At 42.9% G+C, this 21,983-nt stretch carries 17 protein-coding genes, 3 tRNA genes and 2 rRNA genes; 9 read left to right on the top strand and 13 right to left on the bottom strand.

Annotated elements, in window-relative coordinates; all coding sequences use genetic code 11:
• Window positions 1-57: 57 nt before the first annotated feature.
• The 4 genes from ACSQ6I_RS10885 to ACSQ6I_RS10870 all read right to left on the bottom strand — a co-directional run bounded on the left by ACSQ6I_RS10885 (window position 58) and on the right by ACSQ6I_RS10870 (window position 4,932).
• A 23S ribosomal RNA gene (locus ACSQ6I_RS10885) occupies window positions 58-2,884 on the bottom strand.
• A gap of 210 nt (window positions 2,885-3,094) precedes the next feature.
• Window positions 3,095-3,167: transfer RNA gene (locus ACSQ6I_RS10880), tRNA-Ala, on the bottom strand.
• Between the two features lie 82 nt (window positions 3,168-3,249).
• Window positions 3,250-3,323, bottom strand: a tRNA-Ile gene (locus ACSQ6I_RS10875).
• 121 nt (window positions 3,324-3,444) lie between these two features.
• A 16S ribosomal RNA gene (locus ACSQ6I_RS10870) occupies window positions 3,445-4,932 on the bottom strand.
• Together the 16S and 23S rRNA genes with 2 tRNA genes alongside form the textbook arrangement of a ribosomal RNA operon.
• 307 nt (window positions 4,933-5,239) lie before the next feature.
• Between ACSQ6I_RS10870 and glyQ the strand changes: the two genes are divergently transcribed.
• From glyQ to ACSQ6I_RS10850, 4 genes are all read left to right on the top strand, one after another.
• Window positions 5,240-6,118, top strand: a complete 879-nt coding sequence (gene glyQ, locus ACSQ6I_RS10865) for a glycine--tRNA ligase subunit alpha (RefSeq protein WP_015215550.1) — start codon at window positions 5,240-5,242, stop codon at window positions 6,116-6,118.
• 267 nt (window positions 6,119-6,385) lie between these two features.
• Window positions 6,386-6,865, top strand: coding sequence for a DUF4079 domain-containing protein (locus tag ACSQ6I_RS10860; RefSeq protein ID WP_438890357.1), 480 nt, complete (start codon window positions 6,386-6,388; stop codon window positions 6,863-6,865).
• 157 nt (window positions 6,866-7,022) lie between these two features.
• The gene (locus tag ACSQ6I_RS10855) at window positions 7,023-9,383 is read left to right on the top strand and encodes a ComEC/Rec2 family competence protein (protein ID WP_438890356.1); all 2,361 of its coding nucleotides are present in this window, start codon (window positions 7,023-7,025) and stop codon (window positions 9,381-9,383) included.
• 107 nt (window positions 9,384-9,490) lie between these two features.
• Window positions 9,491-9,575, top strand: a tRNA-Ser gene (locus ACSQ6I_RS10850).
• A gap of 9 nt (window positions 9,576-9,584) precedes the next feature.
• Here the strand turns inward: ACSQ6I_RS10850 and ACSQ6I_RS10845 are convergent.
• Window positions 9,585-10,028, bottom strand: coding sequence for a DUF2267 domain-containing protein (locus tag ACSQ6I_RS10845; protein WP_438890355.1), 444 nt, complete (start codon window positions 10,026-10,028; stop codon window positions 9,585-9,587).
• Window positions 10,029-10,378: 350 nt separating this feature from the next.
• Between ACSQ6I_RS10845 and ACSQ6I_RS10840 the strand changes: the two genes are divergently transcribed.
• Window positions 10,379-11,533 carry a CapA family protein gene (locus ACSQ6I_RS10840; RefSeq protein WP_438890354.1) on the top strand — a complete coding sequence of 385 codons (1,155 nt, stop codon included), beginning with the start codon at window positions 10,379-10,381 and terminating at the stop codon, window positions 11,531-11,533.
• Window position 11,534: 1 nt separating this feature from the next.
• On the opposite strand, the gene ACSQ6I_RS10835 is transcribed toward ACSQ6I_RS10840, so the two are convergent.
• Together ACSQ6I_RS10835 and ACSQ6I_RS10830 are read right to left on the bottom strand one after the other, a co-directional pair.
• Window positions 11,535-13,217: a protein kinase domain-containing protein gene (locus ACSQ6I_RS10835; RefSeq protein ID WP_438890353.1), complete on the bottom strand. Its 1,683-nt coding sequence runs from the start codon at window positions 13,215-13,217 to the stop codon at window positions 11,535-11,537.
• Window positions 13,218-13,361: 144 nt separating this feature from the next.
• The gene (locus ACSQ6I_RS10830) at window positions 13,362-14,624 is read right to left on the bottom strand and encodes an FGGY-family carbohydrate kinase (RefSeq protein WP_438890352.1); all 1,263 of its coding nucleotides are present in this window, start codon (window positions 14,622-14,624) and stop codon (window positions 13,362-13,364) included.
• A 206-nt stretch (window positions 14,625-14,830) separates the two neighbouring features.
• On the opposite strand from ACSQ6I_RS10830, the gene psaM reads away from it, so the two are divergent.
• Window positions 14,831-14,926 (top strand): photosystem I reaction center subunit XII, encoded by a 96-nt coding sequence (gene psaM, locus ACSQ6I_RS10825; protein ID WP_015141228.1) that lies wholly within the window; start codon window positions 14,831-14,833, stop codon window positions 14,924-14,926.
• 251 nt (window positions 14,927-15,177) lie between these two features.
• Window positions 15,178-15,588, top strand: coding sequence for a hypothetical protein (locus ACSQ6I_RS10820; RefSeq protein WP_438890350.1), 411 nt, complete (start codon window positions 15,178-15,180; stop codon window positions 15,586-15,588).
• A gap of 348 nt (window positions 15,589-15,936) precedes the next feature.
• Here ACSQ6I_RS10820 and ACSQ6I_RS10815 read toward each other — a convergent pair whose 3' ends face one another.
• Entirely contained in the window at window positions 15,937-16,659 is a 723-nt protein-coding gene (locus ACSQ6I_RS10815) for a tetratricopeptide repeat protein (protein WP_438890349.1), read from the bottom strand.
• Window positions 16,660-17,011: 352 nt separating this feature from the next.
• Between ACSQ6I_RS10815 and ACSQ6I_RS10810 the strand changes: the two genes are divergently transcribed.
• Both ACSQ6I_RS10810 and ACSQ6I_RS10805 read left to right on the top strand, forming a co-directional pair.
• On the top strand, window positions 17,012-17,476 hold the full coding sequence (locus tag ACSQ6I_RS10810; RefSeq protein ID WP_438890348.1) for a hypothetical protein: 465 nt from the start codon (window positions 17,012-17,014) through the stop codon (window positions 17,474-17,476).
• Window positions 17,477-17,488: 12 nt separating this feature from the next.
• Window positions 17,489-18,049, top strand: coding sequence for a glutathione S-transferase family protein (locus tag ACSQ6I_RS10805; protein ID WP_438890347.1), 561 nt, complete (start codon window positions 17,489-17,491; stop codon window positions 18,047-18,049).
• A 90-nt stretch (window positions 18,050-18,139) separates the two neighbouring features.
• Here the strand turns inward: ACSQ6I_RS10805 and ACSQ6I_RS10800 are convergent, their stop codons facing one another.
• The 5 genes from ACSQ6I_RS10800 to ebsA all read right to left on the bottom strand — a co-directional run bounded on the left by ACSQ6I_RS10800 (window position 18,140) and on the right by ebsA (window position 21,818).
• Window positions 18,140-18,631, bottom strand: coding sequence for a YajQ family cyclic di-GMP-binding protein (locus tag ACSQ6I_RS10800; RefSeq protein WP_438890346.1), 492 nt, complete (start codon window positions 18,629-18,631; stop codon window positions 18,140-18,142).
• 121 nt (window positions 18,632-18,752) lie between these two features.
• Window positions 18,753-19,172, bottom strand: a complete 420-nt coding sequence (locus tag ACSQ6I_RS10795) for an MAPEG family protein (RefSeq protein WP_438890345.1) — start codon at window positions 19,170-19,172, stop codon at window positions 18,753-18,755.
• Between the two features lie 136 nt (window positions 19,173-19,308).
• Window positions 19,309-19,812 (bottom strand): hypothetical protein, encoded by a 504-nt coding sequence (locus tag ACSQ6I_RS10790; protein WP_015215562.1) that lies wholly within the window; start codon window positions 19,810-19,812, stop codon window positions 19,309-19,311.
• 361 nt (window positions 19,813-20,173) lie between these two features.
• Window positions 20,174-21,268 carry a phosphotransacetylase family protein gene (locus tag ACSQ6I_RS10785; protein ID WP_438890344.1) on the bottom strand — a complete coding sequence of 365 codons (1,095 nt, stop codon included), beginning with the start codon at window positions 21,266-21,268 and terminating at the stop codon, window positions 20,174-20,176.
• Window positions 21,269-21,443: 175 nt separating this feature from the next.
• Window positions 21,444-21,818, bottom strand: coding sequence for a type IV pilus biogenesis protein EbsA (gene ebsA / locus ACSQ6I_RS10780; protein ID WP_438890343.1), 375 nt, complete (start codon window positions 21,816-21,818; stop codon window positions 21,444-21,446).
• Between the last annotated feature and the right edge of the window lie 165 nt (window positions 21,819-21,983).

The following is a 21,983-nucleotide window of genomic DNA, read 5'->3' as shown; positions in this document are numbered from 1 at the left end:
GTTGTTGGGTAACAAAACCCTGAAGACTGCAAGTAACGCGAAAAATGTAATGATTAAGAGGTCAAGCCCTCGGTCTATTAGTACTCCTCAGCTACATACATTACTGTACTTCCACTTAGAGCCTATGAACGGGTGTTCTGCCCGTGACCTTACCTACTATTAGTAGTGAGAGCACTCATCTTGAGGTGGGCTTCCCACTTAGATGCTTTCAGCGGTTATCCGCTCCGCACTTGGCTACCCAGCGTTTACCGTTGGTACGATAACTGGTACACCAGCGGTGCGTCCTTCCCGGTCCTCTCGTACTAAGGAAGGCTCCTCTCAATGCTCTTGCGCCTGCACCGGATATGGACCGAACTGTCTCACGACGTTCTGAACCCAGCTCACGTACCGCTTTAATGGGCGAACAGCCCAACCCTTGGGACGTACTTCCGCCCCAGGTTGCGATGAGCCGACATCGAGGTGCCAAACCTCCCCGTCGATGTGGACTCTTGGGGGAGATCAGCCTGTTATCCCTAGAGTAACTTTTATCCGTTGAGCGACGGCCATTCCACTCTGCGCCGTCGGATCACTAAGGCCTACTTTCGTACCTGCTCGACTTGTCGGTCTTGCAGTCAAGCTCCCTTTATGCCTTTACACTCGTCGCACGGTTTCCAAGCGTGCTGAGGGAACCTTTGCGCGCCTCCGTTACCTTTTAGGAGGCGACCGCCCCAGTCAAACTGCCCACCTGAAACTGTTCCCTGACCGGCTAACGGTCATGGGTTAGAATTCTAGCTTCGCCAGAGTGGTATCTCACCGTTAGCTCCATATTCCCCACAAGGAATACTTCATCGCTTCCCACCTATCCTGCGCAAGCGAAGCCCGAACACAATTCCAGGCTACAGTAAAGCTTCATAGGGTCTTTCTGTCCAGGTGCAGGCAGTCCGTATCTTCACAGACATTCCTATTTCGCCGAGTCTCTCTCTGAGACACCATCCAGATCGTTACGCCTTTCGTGCGGGTCGGAACTTACCCGACAAGGAATTTCGCTACCTTAGGACCGTTATAGTTACGGCCGCCGTTCACCGGGGCTTCGGTCGCTAGCTTCACTTTCGCTGACCAACTTCCTTAACCTTCCGGCACTGGGCAGGCGTCAGCCCCCATACGTCCTCTTACGAGTTTGCGGAGACCTGTGTTTTTGGTAAACAGTCGCCTGGATCTCTTCACTGCGACCCACGTCTGAGGTGGGCACCCCTTCTTCCGAAGTTACGGGGCCATTTTGCCGAGTTCCTTAGAGAGAGTTATCTCGCGCCCCTTGGTATACTCAACCTCCCTACCTGTGTCGGTTTCGGGTACGGGTACGATGTCTTCATCACATGACCAGCTTTTCTTGGCACTATCATTAACCATGCGGAGTTCGTAAACTCCTCCCAAACCAATCAGGGTATGGCTATCTTTCATGCGTCCCTCGTCATGCTCCCACATCATAGTCAGGGATTGTTGACCCTGTGTCCATCGACTACGCCGTTCGGCCTCGCCTTAGGTCCCGACTAACCCAGAGTGGACGAACCTGGCTCTGGAACCCTTAGGGTTTCGGGGTGTATGATTCTCACATACATTTGCGCTACTCAAGCCGACATTCTCACTTCCGTTTCGTCCACAGCTGCTTGCCGCTACTGCTTCTACCTACGACGGAACGCTCCCCTACCACTTAGATATTCTCTAAGTCCACAGCTTCGGTACATCGCTTAGCCCCGTTCATTTTCGGCGCAGGAGCGCTTGACTAGTGAGCTATTACGCACTCTTTCAAGGTTGGCTGCTTCTAGGCAAACCTCCTAGTTGTCTATGCACTCCCACCTCCTTTATCACTTAGCGATGATTTGGGGACCTTAGCTGGTGGTCTGGGCTGTTTCCCTCTTGACAATGAAGCTTATCCCCCACTGTCTCACTGGCAATGTGTGCTCTGGGTATTCAGAGTTTGTCTCGATTTGGTACCGGTCTCCCAGCCCGCACCGAAACAGTGCTTTACCCCCCAGATATAATCATTACCGCTGCGCCTAAACACATTTCGGGGAGAACCAGCTAGCTCCTGGTTCGATTGGCATTTCACCCCTAACCACAGCTCATCCGCTGATTTTTCAACATCAGTCGGTTCGGACCTCCACTTGGTGTTACCCAAGCTTCATCCTGGCCATGGTTAGATCACCAGGGTTCGGGTCTATAAACACTGATTATCGCCCTCTTCAGACTCGGTTTCCCTTTGGCTCCAGCATTCTCGCTTTAACCTACCAGTGCCTATAAGTCGCCGGCTCATTCTTCAACAGGCACGCGGTCATCCGTTTAATCGGACTCCCACTGCTTGTAAGCTAATGGTTTCATGTTCTATTTCACTCCCCTTCCGGGGTTCTTTTCACCTTTCCCTCGCGGTACTGGTTCACTATCGGTCACACAGTAGTATTTAGCCTTACGAGGTGGTCCTCGCTGATTCACATGGGATTCCTCGTGCCCCATGCTACTCGGGATTCAGCTACTATCCTTTGACTTTCGACTACAGGACTTTCACCCCCTCTGGTGCAGTATTTAGCTGCTTCGTCTAGCCTCCAGATTCGATATCGCTGTCCCACTACCCCAAAAGGTAAACCCTTTGGTTTAGGCTCTTCCCCTTTCGCTCACCACTACTTAGGGAATCTCTATTTGATTTCTCTTCCTCCAGCTACTAAGATGTTTCAATTCGCTGGGTTGGCTCTTTCCTGCCTATATATTCAGCAGGTAGTACATAGGGTTGCCCCATTCGGATATCTCCGGCTCATAGTTTGCTTCCAACTCCCCGGAGCATTTCGTCGGTAACCACGTCCTTCTTCGCCTCTGTGTGCCTAGGTATCCACCATTAGCCCTTATTAGCTTGACCACTTCAATACATTTGTTCGACTCGCAAACTTTTCTGCTTTCCTGATTCTTTCCTACTCTGTTTTGAGTTTTTCACTCATTACTCGGTACTCTTTACTCAGTACTCAGTTTCGTCTGCCTGCTAATTCGCGTTACTATGCAGTTTTCAAGGTTCTGGCTGGTTTTAATCCAGCAGTCTGACTCTTCGTCAGTTGCTGACTCTTTTCCAATGTGGAGGTTAGCGGACTCGAACCGCTGACATCCTGCTTGCAAAGCAGGCGCTCTACCAACTGAGCTAAACCCCCAAAAACAATTCAAAATTCAAAATTCAAAATTTGAAAATAATTACTTTCAAACTTTGATTTCTAACTTTTGATTTGCTTCAGGTGGGCCATCCTGGACTCGAACCAGGGACCTCACCCTTATCAGGGGTGCGCTCTAACCACCTGAGCTAATAGCCCTTAATGAACCAAATCATAGTCTGAAAGCCATACTTCAAGATTTGTGACCGACCTAGGATAGACCAATTAAGAATCTAATTACTGATTGTGTTCGATATCTCAATGGATTAGGTCTCCCTAAAAAGGAGGTGATCCAGCCACACCTTCCGGTACGGCTACCTTGTTACGACTTCACCCCAGTCACCAGTCCTACCTTAGGCATCCCCCTCCTTACGGTTGGGGTAATGACTTCGGGCGTGACCAACTTCCATGGTGTGACGGGCGGTGTGTACAAGGCCCGGGAACGAATTCACTGCAGTATGCTGACCTGCAATTACTAGCGATTCCTCCTTCACGCAGGCGAGTTGCAGCCTGCGATCTGAACTGAGCTACGGTTTATGAGATTAGCATCACATCGCTGTGTAGCTGCCCTTTGTCCGTAGCATTGTAGTACGTGTGTAGCCCAAGACGTAAGGGGCATGCTGACTTGACGTCATCCTCACCTTCCTCCGGTTTGTCACCGGCAGTCTCTCTAGAGTGCCCAACTTAATGCTGGCAACTAAAAACGAGGGTTGCGCTCGTTGCGGGACTTAACCCAACATCTCACGACACGAGCTGACGACAGCCATGCACCACCTGTGTTCGCGCTCCCGAAGGCACTCTCTCCTTTCAGAAAGATTCGCGACATGTCAAGTCTTGGTAAGGTTCTTCGCGTTGCATCGAATTAAACCACATACTCCACCGCTTGTGCGGCCCCCGTCAATTCCTTTGAGTTTCACACTTGCGTGCGTACTCCCCAGGCGGGATACTTAACGCGTTAGCTACGGCACGGCTCGGGTCGATACAAGCCACGCCTAGTATCCATCGTTTACGGCTAGGACTACTGGGGTATCTAATCCCATTCGCTCCCCTAGCTTTCGTCCCTCAGTGTCAGTTACGGCCTAGCAGAGCGCTTTCGCCACCGGTGTTCTTCCTGATATCTACGCATTTCACCGCTACACCAGGAATTCCCTCTGCCCCGAACGTACTCTAGCCGTGTAGTTTCCACTGCTTTTATCATGTTGAGCATGACTCTTTAACAGCAGACTTACATGGCCACCTGCGGACGCTTTACGCCCAATCATTCCGGATAACGCTTGCATCCTCCGTATTACCGCGGCTGCTGGCACGGAGTTAGCCGATGCTTATTCCTCAGGTACCGTCATTTTTTTCTTCCCTGAGAAAAGAGGTTTACGACCCAAGAGCCTTCCTCCCTCACGCGGTATTGCTCCGTCAGGCTTTCGCCCATTGCGGAAAATTCCCCACTGCTGCCTCCCGTAGGAGTCTGGGCCGTGTCTCAGTCCCAGTGTGGCTGATCATCCTCTCAGACCAGCTACTGATCGTCGCCTTGGTAGGCTCTTACCCCACCAACTAGCTAATCAGACGCGAGCTCATCTCCAGGCAATTAATCTTTCACCTCTCGGCATATCCGGTATTAGCAGTCGTTTCCAACTGTTGTCCCCGACCTGAAGCCAGATTCTCACGCGTTACTCACCCGTCCGCCACTAAATCCCTAAGGATTCCGTTCGACTTGCATGTGTTAAGCATACCGCCAGCGTTCATCCTGAGCCAGGATCAAACTCTCCATTTTGGTTCGTTCTTCTTAAGCTCTTTTGACCGTTTTTACAACCACGGTCAGGTTATTTTCTTTACTGACACAATCTCTTGTTGTATACTGGCTTTCAAACTATAATATTTTCAAGGTTCGGTGTCCCTCCGAGTCCCGCTCTCTCGCGGCTCTCTCTTTGGCACTTATTCAATATATCGAACCTTCTTTAGTTTGTCAACTACTTTGGCAAAAAAAATCTTGCCTTTTTTTTTAATGCCTCAAAGCTGCTCATAATGCTGGGTTTAGGCAACAATGGTTGAGGCATTGTTGACTCAAGGAAGAGTAGATAGTGAATTTTCAGTCAGTAATAGCGATATTGCATCAGTTTTGGAGCGAGCGTGGCTGCTTGATTGCCCAACCTTATGACATGGAGAAGGGAGCCGGCACGAAAAACCCCCATACTTTTTTAAGAGCGTTGGGTCCAGAACCTTGGTCTGTGGCTTATGTTGAACCTTGTCGTCGTCCTACAGATGGACGCTATGGCGAAAACCCGAATCGGTTTCAACATTATTATCAGTATCAAGTTTTGATTAAACCTTCACCAGATAATATCCAAGATATTTATCTTGATTCTTTAAGGGCGTTAGGTATTCGTCCAGAAGATCATGATGTTCGTTTTGTGGAAGATAACTGGGAAGATGCGACGGTGGGGGCTTGGGGTACTGGTTGGGAAGTGTGGTTAGATGGGATGGAAATTACTCAATTTACTTATTTCCAACAGTGTGGGGGGATTGATTGCCGTCCGGTGTCGATTGAGATTACCTATGGGTTAGAGCGACTGGTGATGTATCTCCAGCAAGTAGAGGCCATTACTAAGATCCAATGGACGGACAATATAACCTATGGCGATGTTCATCTTCAGGGTGAGATTGAGCAGTGTACTTACAACTTTGAGGCATCTAATCCTGAGATGTTGCTAACATTGTTTAATATATATGAGCAGGAAGCCAGCCAGTTAACAGAACGAGGACTGGTTTTACCCAGCTTGGACTATGTGATTAAGTGTTCCCATACTTTTAATTTGCTGGATGCACGGGGTGTGATTTCGGTGACGGAACGGACTCGATACATTACCAGGATTCGACATTTGGCAAGAAAAGTTGCTCATTTATATGTTGAGCAAAGAGAAAAATTGGGTTTCCCGTTGCTTAAAAATGCCGTAAGTTGAAAAGCGGGGACTGGTACTGACAATAAATTAGACTTGATTGGATTTCTTTAACCCACCTATACTGGTTACGTTGTACACACATCTTTCAAGAAGTTCGGATTTGTAGAAAGTGATTTTCCGTTAGTAATTCTCGATAAAGTTTGTTTATTGAGAATATATGGGAAATAGCAAAACCTTATCAAGTAAGGAATCTAGGACTTGTGTGTACACCGTAGCCTCTATTGGGGGGATGTATGAGTTTACGGTATAAACAGTGGTGTGTGTCAGATGGTAAATATAAGTGAAGTTTTAGAACCTATTGCAGCTTGGTTTCGTTCTTTGGGTGTGCCTGAAGCGGTTGTGCATTGGGGACATCCGGTGATGATGGGGATTGTGGTTTTTGTGGTGGGTAGTTTTGTAGGAGTGGCAGGTTGGCGGGGAAAACTGCTGCAAGATAAAGATGCTGCTGTTAAAAGTCGAAATGCCCATCGTCAATTAGCACCTTGGTTATTTTTATTCTTGGCAGGTGGTTACATTGGTGGGGTGTTGTCTTTGGTGATGCAGCATCAGCCACTTTTTGAAAGTCCTCATTTTTGGACTGGTTCGATTGTGCTGTTATTGCTCTTGGTTAATGGTGCAATTTCTCTAAGCGGATTTTTGGGAAATAAAGTAGCATTACGTGCGGTTCATGCTTATCTAGGAAGTACAGCACTTTTGATTTTGTTTGTTCATGCTGTATTAGGCTTTAATTTGGGTATATCTTTGTGAGGCTGGTATTGCTAAAGCAAACAGCTATGAATTTTCCGTTGTTTGAAAGTTAACTGGCGTAACTAGGGTGGGCAAGACTTCACAGGCTCAGTCCGAGGATGCCCACCCCACAAGAGTTTAATAAAATTTAGGTATGTGCTTTGGCAATTAAAGTTTTATGATGCAGAGTAGTAGCGTAATCATTTGTCTTGCCTATATTCTAGGGTTGCTGATGACGGCAGTTCCTTGGGGTGGTGTAGGAATTTTAGTTCTGGGGATATTAGCCGCAGTTCTATTTCGGGCAAGTTATATGAATCTACGAAAATTTGTTCAGAAACGAGAAAAATCTTTAACTAAAACTAAAGGATCTGCTAATACTCTACAAACTACTCCTCATCCTAGAGTGTGGCTAATAGCTGGTTTAGTGGGGTTGTTAGCTACTCTGTATTTTCAGTTGCGAATGCCACAACCAGGGGAAAAAGATATTAGTCAGTTTATTTCTGGGGAAAATAATAGTAATCAAGAACAACTTGTAATTGTGCGAGGGGAAGTTGCGAGTAATCCCCGTTTAACGCGGAGTCAGAGAGGACAATTTTGGTTGGAAGCGACACAGCTAGATGAGGTTAAAAATGATAAAGGCCCGGCTAGTGTACCAAAAGGGGTAACGGGTAAGTTATATGTGACTGTGCCTATACTCCAAGCTACTGGTTTATATCCTAGTCAACAAATTGCTGTGACGGGGATGTTGTACAAGCCAAAAGCGGCTTCAAACCCTGGTGCTTTTGATTTTCAGAAATATTTAAAGCAGGAAGGTACATTTGCTGGTTTGATTGGAAAACAGATAAATTTGATTGATGAAAACCGAAAATGGGGATGGTGGCAGGTTAGGGAAAAAATTGTACGATCGCAAGTACGTTGGTTAGGGGTTCCTGAAGGGCCGCTTGTGAGTGCTATGGTTTTGGGTAGTAAAACTGTTGATTTACCATACGATATCCGCGATTTATTTGTGAAGGTGGGATTAGCCCATGCTTTAGCAGCTTCTGGTTTTCAAACTTCCCTGATTTTGGGTGTAATTTTACAGCTAACTAGACGTACAAAAAAGGTAACGCAGATTATCTTTGGTTCCTTGGGTTTAATTACTTTCCTTTGTTTAGCGGGGTTTCAGGCTGCGGTACTCAGAGCGGTAATTATGGGTTTTGCAGCCTTAGTTGGTTTGGCGTTGGAAAGGAAAGTTCAACAACTAGGATCTTTGCTGCTGGCAGCTACACTGTTATTATTATTTAATCCGCTTTGGATTTGGGATTTAGGTTTTCAACTCAGCTTTTTGGCAACTTTAGGGTTAGTTGTCACTGCAACACCGATAACTAAACGTTTGGATTGGCTCCCACCTGCGATCGCATCTTTAATTTCTGTTCCCCTAGCTGCCACGATTTGGACTTTACCATTACTATTGCAAGTTTTTAGTGTTGTAGCGGTTTACAGTGTGCCATTAAATATCATCACTACACCATTAATCTCTGTTATTAGTATTGGGGGAATGGTTAGTAGTTTGACAAGCTTAATTTTGCCAGATGTGGGCAGTACTTTAGCAAGTTTTTTGTACTATCCAACTCATTGGTTAATTCAATTAGCAGAATTTTTCGTGAACCTGCCAGGAAGCTCAGTTGCAGTTGGGAGTATATCAACTTGGCAAATGCTGGTAATTTATGGATTAATTATATCTACTTGGTTGCTGCGTTGGTGGCAGCGGCGTTGGTGGTTTGCTGGATTAATTACTATTATTTTAATAATAATTCCTGTTTGGCATTCTACTAGTAATTTATTGCGAATTACTTTATTAGCAACTGATACGGAACCAGTTTTAGTGATTCAAGATAGAGGAAAAGTCACTCTGATTAATAGTGGAGATGAAGGTACAGGACGCTTCACAATTTTACCATTTCTACAACAGCAGGGTGTTAATAAAATTGATTCGGCAATTGCCAGTAATTTTTTAGGTAATCAAAATGATGCTTGGTTAGAAGTTCTACAAAGTTTACCTATTAAGAATTTTTATGCTTATGCTTCCCAGCCAAATAATAATAATATTGAAACTCAAGCAATTCAACAGAAGCTACAAAAGTATGAGGGAATTTATCAGCCTTTAGGATTAGGGCAAATAGTGAATACTAGTTCTAGTATTTCCCAATTTATGAATGAGAAATTACCAATTTTAAGATTGCAAGTTTTTGGTCAAAATTGGTTATTAGTAGGTAGTGTCAAATCTCAACAAATAGAACAGTTGATGAAAACTGGTGATTTGTCTCGTCCGCAAGTGCTTTGGTGTCCATCGGAATCTTTGCAAGATTTGGTTGTCGCACTGAAACCACAAGTAGCTATCGCTACGGCTAATAATCTTGATAGCAAAACTTTATCTGCTTTAAGTCTAGAAAAAACCAAACTATTCTTCACTGGTAGTGATGGGGCTATTCAATGGACACCCAAAGATGAATTTGAAGCTTTCATTCAAGTCACAGAAAATAAAGCTTCCAGTTTGTAACAAGTTGAGGTATCGGGATAGCTGCCACGGGTAAAGCCATCATTCGATGATATAATGTGATATAATAGTTTCTCTATAGTTCACTAAACTCTGTGAATAAAAAATTTGGAGAGGTGTCCGAGTGGTTGATGGTGACGCACTCGAAATGCGTTTTGGGGTAACTCAACGGGGGTTCGAATCCCCCCCTCTCCGTTTATTTTCTCAACTACGAACTGTTTCTGGCCAAAGTTCTCTCAACGCAGGTGGCATCATATTGATAACATCTTCAATTTCTCCTGGGGAAACTCGTTCAGCAATGATTTTGAAGACAGCACGCACCAAAGACTCAGCATCAATATCAGCCTTAATGTTACGGAAATAATGACGGATATGGTTCAGAAATTCTTCCTTTGTGCGATCCTTGATCATTTTCGCACCTGGTCGCCAATTTTCGTAGTAAAATCCACCTAATAAAATGGGTAACTGCGCTCCTAAATGAGCAGCTTCTTCCACCGTCAAGCGATCGCGCAATGCGTGTAATGTAGCTCGCAACCCCTGAAAAACTTGATGTTTATTTTCCCAACCCAATTCTTTTCCTAACTCATTAATCCAAGGGATTGTCTTCTGCACGGTAGCGTCAAAGGTATCTAATCCTGTCATTGTCATAGTTATTTCTCCTGGTTCTGGTAAGAAGATATACACCAATAAACTCGATTACTACCAAAAATCATGGGTTTAAATCGGCTGTTATCTCTTCAGTACAGCAACGTAAGTTCTGTTTTGAATCTAAAAATCTCGTATCAGATCAGATTATAGAAAGCTCAATATTTATAAACTTCTAGCTAATGGAGCATGATTTTGTATCTCCTGCTCTATCTGGTAGGGGATTAAAAATATCTATCAGTCCAAATACAAAAATTCTACTACTGAGTTTTTTCAGTATTTATATTATTCAAGTATACCTTTACATCACTGTATTTTGGGTTAAACTAATGCCAGTGTTTGAGGAGTGACAAATGGCAAGTCGTAGCCAGACGCAATTATTTGCTTGGAGTTTTCTGAGTGTTTGCTTTTGTCTCGGTATTAGTTTAGGAGTGACAATCAGGTTTGGAAAAATACAACAATCAGATGCTGCTGCGACAGAGATTCCTGTATTCACTCCCGATTCGATTCCTAGCTTAGGTGATGAAGAGCAAACAATCACCATTAAAGCAGTTGGGGATATCATACCTGGTACGAATTTTCCTAATTATAGATTGCCACGCGATCGCAATCAGCTACTACCAATGTCTGTCAGATCCTATTTACAAGGAGCAGATATTTTATTTGGTAACTTTGAAAGCAACTTAACTAACCATCCCTACAGTTCCAAAGATATCAGTCGCGGACAAACTTTTGCTTTTCGTTCACCACCCGCTTATGCCCAATTATTTGCCGAAGTTGGTTTTAATGTATTCAATATTGCTAACAACCACACAATGGACTTTGGTGTAATTGGACAACGAGATACAATTCAAAATTTAGAAGCTCAAGGTATAAAAACATTAGGTCATAAAAATCAAATCCTCTATTTAAAAGTTAATCAAATACCAATTGCAATGATTGGCTTTACAACTTATGACTTATATAATTCTGTTCACAACTTAAAAGCAGCTAAAGCTCTGGTAAAAGAAGCCAAAAACAACGCTAAAATTGTCATTGTGTCCATGCAAGTAGGAGCAGAAGGAACTGGTGCTTTACACGTAAAGGATAAAACAGAATTCTTCTATGGTGAAAACCGAGGTAATTCTTTAAAATTTGCCCGGACAATGATTGATATAGGCGCAGATTTGGTTTTAGGACATGGGCCTCATGTTCCCAGAGCAATGGAAATTTACAAAGAAAAAATCATTGCTTATTCTTTGGGAAACTTTTTAGGATATCGGACTTTATCTACAAATGCCCAAACAGCTTACTCAATGATTTTAGAAGTAAAACTCAACTCAGAGGGAAACTTAGTATCCAGTAAAATTATTCCTATTCATTTAAATCGCCAAGGTATCCCACAAATTGATCAATATTTCCGAACCGTCGGACTGCTGCGTTATTTAAATAATCATGATTTTCCTGGTAATTTGCTCAAAATTAATGAGAAAGGAGAAGTTATTGTTTTGAATCAAAACCAAAATTGAGCTAATTACTCTCACTTTCTGTTTTTTCCAAAGTCTTATCATTTTTTTGAGATTGATGATCAGCAGACGAATTCGACTTTGTTTCCTGTATTGGGACAACTACCGCAGAAGAATCTGAACTCTTCGATTCTGTTGGTGGTGCTGCGGGTATGACTACAGAATTTTTAGGTGGTGGTGCTACGGGTATAACTACAGAATTTTTAGGTGCTGAAGGTTTGGGCGAGTCGTTATTCTCAATAGAAGCAGGTGAGGTATTTTCTAAAGATGGTGTCGAGGTATCTGAAGGAGACGATTGCACTTCCCGTAGCTTTTCAAGTAGGGAAGGTGGAGGAGTAACAACAGGTGTAAAAGCGGGTTGCTGAATTTTGCGGGGTGAGAATTTGCGAGAGTTATCTTGAGGCAATTTTTCTGGAGAAATCTGATCAGAAACACCACCACTATCAGGAGTTGGTTCTGGGGAAACACGCTGGTTGCGCTTGCGTCTTTCACTCACATCACTAAAGACAGATGTTGATTTACGGGGAGAGAAAGTTTGAGTTTCTTGACTCTGAGGTGAGGGTTGAGTTTCAACAACAGCTTTTGGCGTGGTAAATTCTGGAGTAGGTTGTTCAACAAGTGGTTTAGGATCTGACTGCAACTGAGATTTGGGTAATATTCTAGTAATGCTAAACCCTGCTGTAGTAGCAACTAAGATGGCACCAACAGCGATAAATGCCTTAGTACCGATTTTTTGAGATAGTCCTGTTACCTTCCCTGTCAATGATGGTGTAGGAATAGAAGTAGGTGCAACTGTTTTGAGCCAATTTTCTGACTGTTGGGTGGATAAATCTATAGTCGGTGCTGGTTGAGTGGGTATTTGTGGTGTGATCTCTAATCCAATTCCTGGTAGTAATTGCAGCCACTCTGCTACTGTGGGAGGACGAAACCGAGACTCAACCGCCATACCCCGCATTACGGCTTGATTAATATATGCACTCAAGTGAGGTTGTAGTTCACGGGGAGAAGGCATTGGTTCTCTATCTCTCAATAATGCTGGTATGGGAACTTGTCCTGTTAACAGTGCATATAAAGTTGCTGCTAAACCATAAACATCAGTGGCTGGAGTGCGTGGTGCTTGGGTTAAATATTGTTCAATTGGTGCATAACCTTCACTAACTAAACCTGTGTGAGTTTGTCTAACACCACTATTAAATTCCCTGGCAATGCCAAAATCAATCAGCACCACTTCCTGAGTTCCTTGGCGGAGGATGATATTATCAGGTTTAATATCTCGGTGTAGCAAACCATTTTTGTGTACTACCTGTAATGCTGCACCAATTTGCCGGATATAATGAACTGCTGTCTCTTCTGGTAGTGATATTCCTGGTAAAACAAACGCTTCACCTAAATTTTCCCCAGGAATATATTCCATCACCATGTAAGGTAGCCCATCCTCAACAAAGAAATCACTGACCCGAACAATATTGGGATGGATACAAGTGGCTAATCTTCTGGCTTCGTCTTGGAATTGTAGCTCGAATTTGGAAAAATCAGGGTTTTGTCGCAGTCGTTCATTGATAGTTTTCATCACTACCTCTTGACCTAAGTAGTGATGCATGGCTTTAAAGGTAATACCAAATCCGCCCCGGCCTATTTCCTGGATAATACTATATTTTCCACTCTGTAAAGTTGTGCCTGTTAACATAGGGAATCTTCAGTCTTTAGTGAACAGATTAGTTCAGGATTAACTCCTCCCCATTATGGCAAGGGTTTTTCATTTTCACTCTAGCAGCTTATTAGGTTCACCAATTCCTTAAATAATATTTTGACTGTCCTGACTCTGTAAGTCTTAATTTAATTTTCCTCTCTTAATACCCCGCATTGCTAAAAGAGCAGTTCCATAAGCTGCTTCGGTATTCACAGAGGAAAATATAGGAACTTTTAAATACCTTTCTCTAATAACTGTCCAAGTAGAATTTTCTGCACCACCACCAGCAGTATAAACATGAGTTAATTTGTCAGACCCTAGTTGTTGTAATAATTCATATCCCCGCGCCTCAATTTTTGCCATACTTGCTAACAAGCCATGTAAAAATTCTCTAGGATGATCTGGACGGGGTTCTAGTCTTGGAGGTAGGTGGGGATCATTAATGGGAAAGCGATCGCCTTCTTTCAATAATGGATAATAATCTAACTCACTTTCTTTTGATAGATCAATCTCCCGACTCAAGTTGCTTAACTCCTCATTACTAAAAAATTTTTTTAATACCGCACCTCCGGTATTAGAAGCTCCACCAGTTAGCCACAAATCACCTAATTTATGGCTGTAAATTCCATATTGTGAATCTTCTACACGGGTACGACTCAAAAGTTTAAGTACCAAGGTTGAACCTAATGAAGTTACTGCTTCCCCTGGTAATTTTGCCCCACTAGCCAGAAAAGCCGCAATGCTATCTGTTGTGCCTGCACATACTAAACAATTACGCCTAAAACCAAATTTAGCCGCAATTTCTGGACGTAATTCAGCAATGGGAGTACCAGGAGCTAAAACTTGCGGTAAATGAACCTGTATTGGCAATTTTTCTAACCATTCTGGATATTGCAATTTTTCTACGTCATAACCCAGCTTTAAGGCGTTGTGATAATCGCTAATACCTAATTGTCCATGCAATAAAAAAGCTAACCAATCGGCTTGATGTAGTAAATATCTAGCTTGACTAACAATGGGTAGTTGTTGCATCCATAAGAGTTTGGTGAGGCTGGAAGTTGCACTTAAAACCGTGTGATTTGGTGGTGTAATACTGCTCAAATCCTTTAGCATCATTGATCCCCGTGCATCGTTGTACAATAGAGGGGCATCTACAGGTTGACCAGTGGCATCTGTGAGCAAAATTGTGGAAGAAGTACCGTTGATAGCGATCGCACCAATTTCTTGTCGCCATTCCCCTGAAATTCCCTCTAGAAGGCTCCATAAAGTCTTCTCCCAGCAATTTACCCAATCAGTGACCAATGCCCAAGAATGACGCATTTGGGAAACAATCCGAGCTTCTTCATCAATCACTACACCTCGTGCGCCAGATGTACCAAAATCAATACCCAAGTACAAAGTCATAGGTTACAGAGAACAGAGAACGGGGAACATAGAAAGGAGTGAGAAAGAGGGAAAGCATTAATCTTTATCCTGACTCCTGACTCCTGCTTCCAAATCATGTTTTTGTTGCATCTTGTTACAAGATATTCCCCAATTTTGGCAAAACAGGGAAAAGTAGTAAAGGAAGTGTTAATCATCATAGTTTGACGTTTAAGAGGGTTTCCACCATGTCCATATCAGATACTCAAGTGTACATCGCTCTAGCTGTGGCTCTAATTCCAGGCATTTTGGCTTGGCGTTTAGCTACTGAACTTTACAAATAACACCCAGATGTGACACGCTCAGAAGACTAATTTATCCTGGCAATACAGGGTACAGTGTCTAGACTCTTAGGACTTTGAGCCAAAAGTTTCTAGAAAACGTACTTAAGTATGCCAGGTACTTTTTTTAATAATGTAATACTTGTAGAAATTTACAAAAAATGAAGTAATATGGCAGCTAAATCAAGCCGAAATTAGCGCCAGTTTGCTTTTGACGGTGCTGCCCTTCAATCAGCGAGGCTCTTTTTAGCATCATGAACGCCTTTCAACCATCCACCCCCCCGCTACAGCCAGAAAAACAGCGTCCTTCTGTACCTCGACCAAAAAAACATCTTCGCCAGCGTTCTTACCAGATAATGGCACTAGAAACCACTGCCAAAATAACTGTTAACTTGGTTATTCTTACAGCCGCTGTATCTGCCTTAGTACAGCTTTTGCCTTATCACTGGCTACAGCAAGACAAGTTGCGAGAAATCCGCACGGAAGTCAAGCTAATGGAAGGACGTGTTAGTAATTTAAGGGCGGAATTTAGCCGCAACTTTGATCCCCGCCAAGCTAAGAGTATCAGGCAAGAGCAGTCATATCGTTTTGATCCCAGCCAGCGGCAAGTAGTACTGATTAATCCAGATCGCAAAGATGCTGAAAGATCAAATTCCACACCGTAAAGCAAATTTTAGGTTTTTGATAATTCTGAGTTTTTTACAAATATCTACGTCAGATTTATTGAACAGTGAGTCTATAAAGCGGCACTTGTAGGAATTAAAGTTCTTCTGAGTGAGGAATTTTACACCTTAAAAGGCCAGCTTTTCAGATCAAAATCCTATCTCAAACTGTCCAGACAGCTAAAAATAAAGTGCTGAATAAGAGTGAAAAAATTATTTATTCACCAAAAGGGTTGTATTGCTGACATCTGAATATATTTAGCATCAAAGGCTTACGAATTACGTTAGCGTAGCCTGCGGTCAGCACTATTACAAATTATTTTAATTTTAAATTTTGAATTTGTTAAAAATCTACCAGTCTGCCTTTTGGGGAAACAGCAATTCATTTAACCAATTTTCTAGTTGTAACCGGAGGCGATAACTAGAAACATCTTCCTTGGTGTTCACAGAACTTATATGTGTAAGAGCGCGGTAATAATCTGCGATCGCACAATTCCAGTCACCCCACAGATGATAAGTCCTGCCGCGTTCAGCCCAAATATGACCTTGTAGTTGACCAAACAGCAGTGAAATTTCCAAATTATCAATTGCTTCCTTATATTGCCCCAAATCACGCAGGGTAATACCTCGGTTAATCCAAGCGCGAACATGACGGGGATTCAAATCTAAAGCCTGATCATAATCAGCTAGTGCTGCTGTTAACTCTCCACAAGCAGCATAGTAATTAGCTCGGTTATTATAAGCACTAGCTAACTTAGGATTTATTCGCATTGCTGTATTGTAGTCATGCAGTGCTTTTTGCGATTCACCACTTTGAAAATAAATTAGACCCCGGTTGTTGTAATCGACTGCATTGTGAGGATGACTATCAATGAGTTGGCTTAACAAAGCGATCGCTTTAGTGTAATCTCCTTGGTGAGCTAACTTTAAAGCACAAGACCGTAAATAGCTGTCTTCAACCTGAGATTTACTACTATCTTTAACTCCAGTTTTTGTATATACAGTATTTTTCTGCCCATCTCTGTATAGTTGATTTTTCTGACTGCCAGAAGCTAAAAAGGAGTAATGATCCATATATTCCTGCCTGAGCTACTCGCTCTGTGAAATCAAATTATAGTTTTTTGCCTACAAGTGGTTTAGCCACTGTGTCACTTGTTCAGGAGTCTATGCTGAACCGACTAAATTTAAACTACTTAAAAAATTGAGCTATCAGCCCAATAATATATACTTCACCCACAAGTCGAATTCCTGAAAGAATTAGCTCAATATTCAAGAATAGTCAAGTAGTATCAGTGACAAATTGGTAGAATGCCAACAAGCCCGGAAATTTAGGTGACAGCAGAAGCAAAGATCAAGATTCTACCCGTCCTCCATCTGCCTGATCCTTCCCATTTCCCTAGATTTAAATTATTGAGTGAATTTTTCCATGACAACAGCAATTTCTTATCCAGATGCTCCCGACCTCACAGCCGATGATTACATTGTGATCGGTTTGGCAACTTGCTTCTACAAAGATGATGGAGAAGTGCATCAAATTGAAGTTATAGAGCCTATTCCCTCAGCAGCCTTGGAAGCGATATTAAAAGGCATTCCTACATCCTACAAGCTTGCTTATGCAACTACTCTAGGCGCTATCCTAGAAGGTGACACACTGGTTTTACCTCATGGACTTCCAGAGTCAGCGCAGTTTGGAGATGAATTTGTGCTAAGAGCATTTTCCGCTGCTCGTACTTACAAGCGTCGTCAATCAGCCCAATCATTTATACCTGTAGGTGTAACCAAAAGCGATTTCAATTATTCTACAGAACGTAAACGGGTACTAAATGCTGCCAGAGTTGTTAGCAAAGAAGACAACATTAAACAGCATTCCCACACTCATAAAGTTCTTTAATTTTAGGTAATTATGCTAAAACTTTACGGTAGCACTTTTAGCCGTGCATCAATTGTCCAATGGTACTTAGAGGAACTTGAAGTTCCCTATGAATTTGTGCTGCTGGATATGAAAGCAGGTGAACACCTACAACCTGAGTACCTAGCAATTAACCCCATAGGTAAAGTACCAGCAATTGTTGATGGCGATTTTCAACTGTGGGAATCTGGAGCAATTTTGTTGTATCTTGCCGAAAAGTATGGCAATAAGCCATTATCACTAGAGGAACGCGCCATAATTTCTCAGTGGGTATTATTTGGCAATTCCAGTTTGGCTACAGGAATTTTTGTGGAAGCTAATCGGGAGAGGGAAATGCCCCGCTTATTAACTTCCCTAGATGAAATATTAGGGCAACAACCTTTCTTGCTGGGTAATGAATTTACTGCTGCTGATGTGGCTGTGGGATCTATACTCGCCTATATTCCCATCATGTTGAAGCTAGATTTGAGTGCCTACCCAGCGATGTTGAAGTATATTCAGCAAATGAGTGAACGTCCTGCTTTTCAAAAAAGTATCAGTGCAGGACGTAGTTAGACGCAGGGTGCAAGTCAGTACAAAGAGATGAGTAACGAGTAGGAACGAGAGTCAACCACTCGGTACTCGGTACTCTGTACTCAGTAATCCCTAACGATAGTTTGTAAATTGCAAAGCTACAGGAAGGTCTTCTTGCTTGAGTCGCTGGATAACAGTTTGCAGGTCATCTTTGGCTTTCGCTGTAACCCGCACGGCATCACCTTGAATTGAGGCTTGCACTTTTTTAAATTCGTCACGAATCAATTTGGAAATTTGTTTGGCAATTTCTTGACTGATGCCTTTTTGGAGGGTAATTTCTTGACGCACGCGATTACCACTGGCAGATTCAACTTTGCCAAAATCAAAGATTTTTTGCGAGAGGTTGCGTTTAGCTGCTTTTTCACGCAGTATGCCGTGTACAGCATCTAAAGTCATATCGCTGTCGGTACTGATTGTAATAGTTGTTTCGCCTAACTCGACAGTCGTTTTCGTATCTTTGAGATCGTAACGGCTTTTGATGTCTCGCACTACTTGATCAATAGCATTGACTAATTCTTGGCGGTCAAAGTCGCTCACAATGTCAAAAGAAAAAGTAGAAGCCATAACAGATTTTTGGATGTGAGATGTTTAATTTTGGATTTTGGATTTTGGAATTGGTGTTGGCGGTAGCCTGCCGTTAGGCATATGGTGATTGGGTTATTAATCTCACCATTTCCCCAATCTTCTATCCTCTAATTTGCATGATACTCAGGTAGAAGAGGGTTCCAGAGCTAAAAGAGCCGATGCCAAACATGAGCGATCGCAAAAGAGGTATATTCACAATATAGAAGAAAGAGTATAGCAACCGAGCTGGGATAAATGCGATCGCAGCCATTCCTGCCTGGGGAGAATTCACTCCTGTTACATAGGCCATTAATGCAGCGGCTGCAAAAATCATAAACGCCTCAAAGGAGTTTTGGTGCGCCCACGTAGCTCTTTGGGCATAGGGCGGTAATTTATCAAACATGGCACGAGGCGCAGAAAGATCAAACCCAACCCGCACTCGACCGTAGGCTACCAATAAATAAGGTACATAAATTAGCCCAACGGCAGCAGCAATAGAGTACAGAAAAATAGCAGGTATGGGCAGTTGTAATAGTGACATTAACCTAATAAATACTGGTAGTAGCTTTTGGTGAGTAAGTGCGAAGGGGTACTGGGTAATTCAGAAAAAACATTACCCAGTACCCAATGGTAATTTCCCATCTCTATCATTAGCTATGTGGAGACTACGTTTCACTTTAGTCAAAGTAGAACAGTGTCACCACTTTTCTTTGTTCTTCTGCGTCTCCACAAGTTTGCAGCAGGGTGCGACTATCGTGAAAAGCAAAGCAGATCAGTTGTTGACAACGAGAGACAATCTCCTTGTTACACAAATAACTTGCTTCAGCCAAAGATAGATTGTCATTGCTGGGATTTTCAACTAGATGCATGACTTGTTCTAGTTGTTGGCGCGATTCATGGGGCTGGCGTTCCAAACTCTGGGGTAGGATTACCGTCAACAAGTTTGCATCAGCCCGTGTTGCACCCCGAATGGCAGCTGAATTAGTACCTGTAGCACCGGAAGTGATGACACGATTGCCCGATAAGACTAGGGCATAAGTCATCATTTCAATGAGATTTTGATGAGTAATTGGCACATGACGAGAACCCAACAAAGCAATTCGTTTAGAACCTGTTTGCTGGATTGTTGCTAGTTCTTGCGCTAATGTATCAAGGTTGATGATGTCGGTTGACTGGCTCAAAGATGGAGTAATCAGATTAAACAACCCAGATATTCTACCAAACAGCGTGTAGGTGGGAAGCCAACTAGAGTTACAGATTGCTACGTTTTCTCAATTTCTTCGCTAGGTAACAAAGATTTTGTAGCTGGAAACGTTTCAAACAATGGTAAAAATGTATACTTCATTAGCGGAAATGAAGGTACATTGTTGGCTCATTTGTAACCCCAAAGTAGGATTTACCTTGGCGATTAACTAGTAATTGGGGTGCATAATGAAACTCAATGTCTTTTGTAGGGTGCGTCAGATGCCGAAAATATGTTGATTGTTACCAAATTATGAAGTCTGACGCACCATACTGATATAGCAGTTGCGTAAATCCTGACTAAGATATAGTCGCGGCTGGATTTAATCCTAGTTGAGATAACAAACGGTTAATGTCAAAATGTTCGGACATTAACTGGCTAATGCACTCTACCTTTAGAGGTTCGTGGACACGGACTTGACCAAAAGTGCGGTCAACAATTTCCACTGTGGTTAAGGTGTCGAGGTCAACAGACAAAATGGGAATTTCTAATTCTTCGGCGCGATTGAGGATAAAGGTAGGAGGTGGTAATTGTCCTGTGAGGATCAGACATTGGGTAGAAGTTTCTAAAGCTGCTTGCTGAATTTCTACGCGATCGCCCCCTGTAACTACCGCTTTATTACGGCGTTTGCGGAAATACTTGACAGCCGCATTGACATTCATAGCCCCAATGGCCAGACTTTCTACCAATAAATCCAAGCGATCGCTGCGACAGAGAACTTCGGCTTTTAACTGTTTTACCAGTTCTCCCACGCTAACACTGCGAAGCAAGTCGCTTTTAGGCAGCATCGCTAGTACAGGAATCCCTTCTTGTTCCAAAAATGGACGTAACAGCTTATCACATACGTCTAATTGTTCGGCTGGAACTTCATTGATCACCACACCAATCAAGCGATCGCCTACCTGCTTCTTAGCAGACAACAAGGCTTCAACTGAAAGTAGTGACTTATAACGATGTACTAATAACACGGCAGTATCTAAGACTTCAGCAACTTGCAGCATAGACAAGCCAAACAAATTACCTTCTGGTAAATCACCCGGCCCTTCTAACAGCACCAAATCACCTCTTGGTATTTGTAAATAATGCTGTCCTAGTAACTGCTGATAATTAGTGTGATCTTCACCACGTAAGCGTTTTTGGACACTGGCCTCATCTAAAGCTAACAAAGTCGGTGCAACGCGGTTTTCCGGCAATTTTAGGCTCTGAGTAATAAACTGAACATCTTCTTCAACTAAGGTTCCATCTGCGGACTCTGAACAAGTACCCAGTGGTTTACCGTAGGCTATGTCCAGTCCTTTTTGCTTTAGCTGATGAGACAACCCTAAAATTGTTGCGGATTTACCACTGTAAGTCTCTACTGATCCAATCAGCAAATATTTAGCAGATGTTGGCACGCCATGCACTCCTAATTTCAAAAGTCTGTTGAACCCAGCTAGGTGTTTCCTAATTTTAGTTGCTTCTGATGGAAGGCTGACGCTTTGACCAAATCAGTTCGGGAGGAGACTAGGGATTGGGGGAGAGTATTTATATTTATTTATTTTTTCTGCTTGCCCCTGCCCCCTGCTCCTCTTATTCTTCTACACGCAGCAGTTTGCGGTAAAAGGTTATAGAAAAATCACTAATTTTTTGGCGCTTATGGTTTTCCATTAATTCAATTAAGAAATTAATAAACTCAAAACTAGCCATCATCACTTCATAACCTAATTCAGCATTGCCATCAAACTGGATTCGGCAGCGGGTGAGGTCTGATGGTAGGGTAGCAACATTCCAGGTAGCGATAAAGGGAATATTATCACTGCCTTCTATTTTGCGGTGTCCTTCCACAAAGCCTTTTTGATAAAGACTGATGGCATAAGGCAAGAAATTTCGTTTGCTTTGCTGAATATAGGGGAGATAGACACTTGCTTGTTGCTGAGTTACAGGCTGTAGTTGATCTATAGACATTGTTTAAGATTCCTCCACTTAGCTAATAACTGGGTATATTTGGTTTTCATCAATAGTATTCCCATAAAAATGTGTCTTTGCACACACTAAAAAAATAGCCCAAATTAAATAAGGTGGTTTTTTCAAGATTCTCAAAAATCGGGAAACACGCAAATAGTACAGAAG

The organism is Anabaena sp. WFMT (genome assembly GCF_051781005.1).
Classification (GTDB): domain Bacteria; phylum Cyanobacteriota; class Cyanobacteriia; order Cyanobacteriales; family Nostocaceae; genus Anabaena.
Note: the sequence above shows the minus strand (reverse complement) of the source record. Positions and strands in the feature narration are given on the sequence as shown.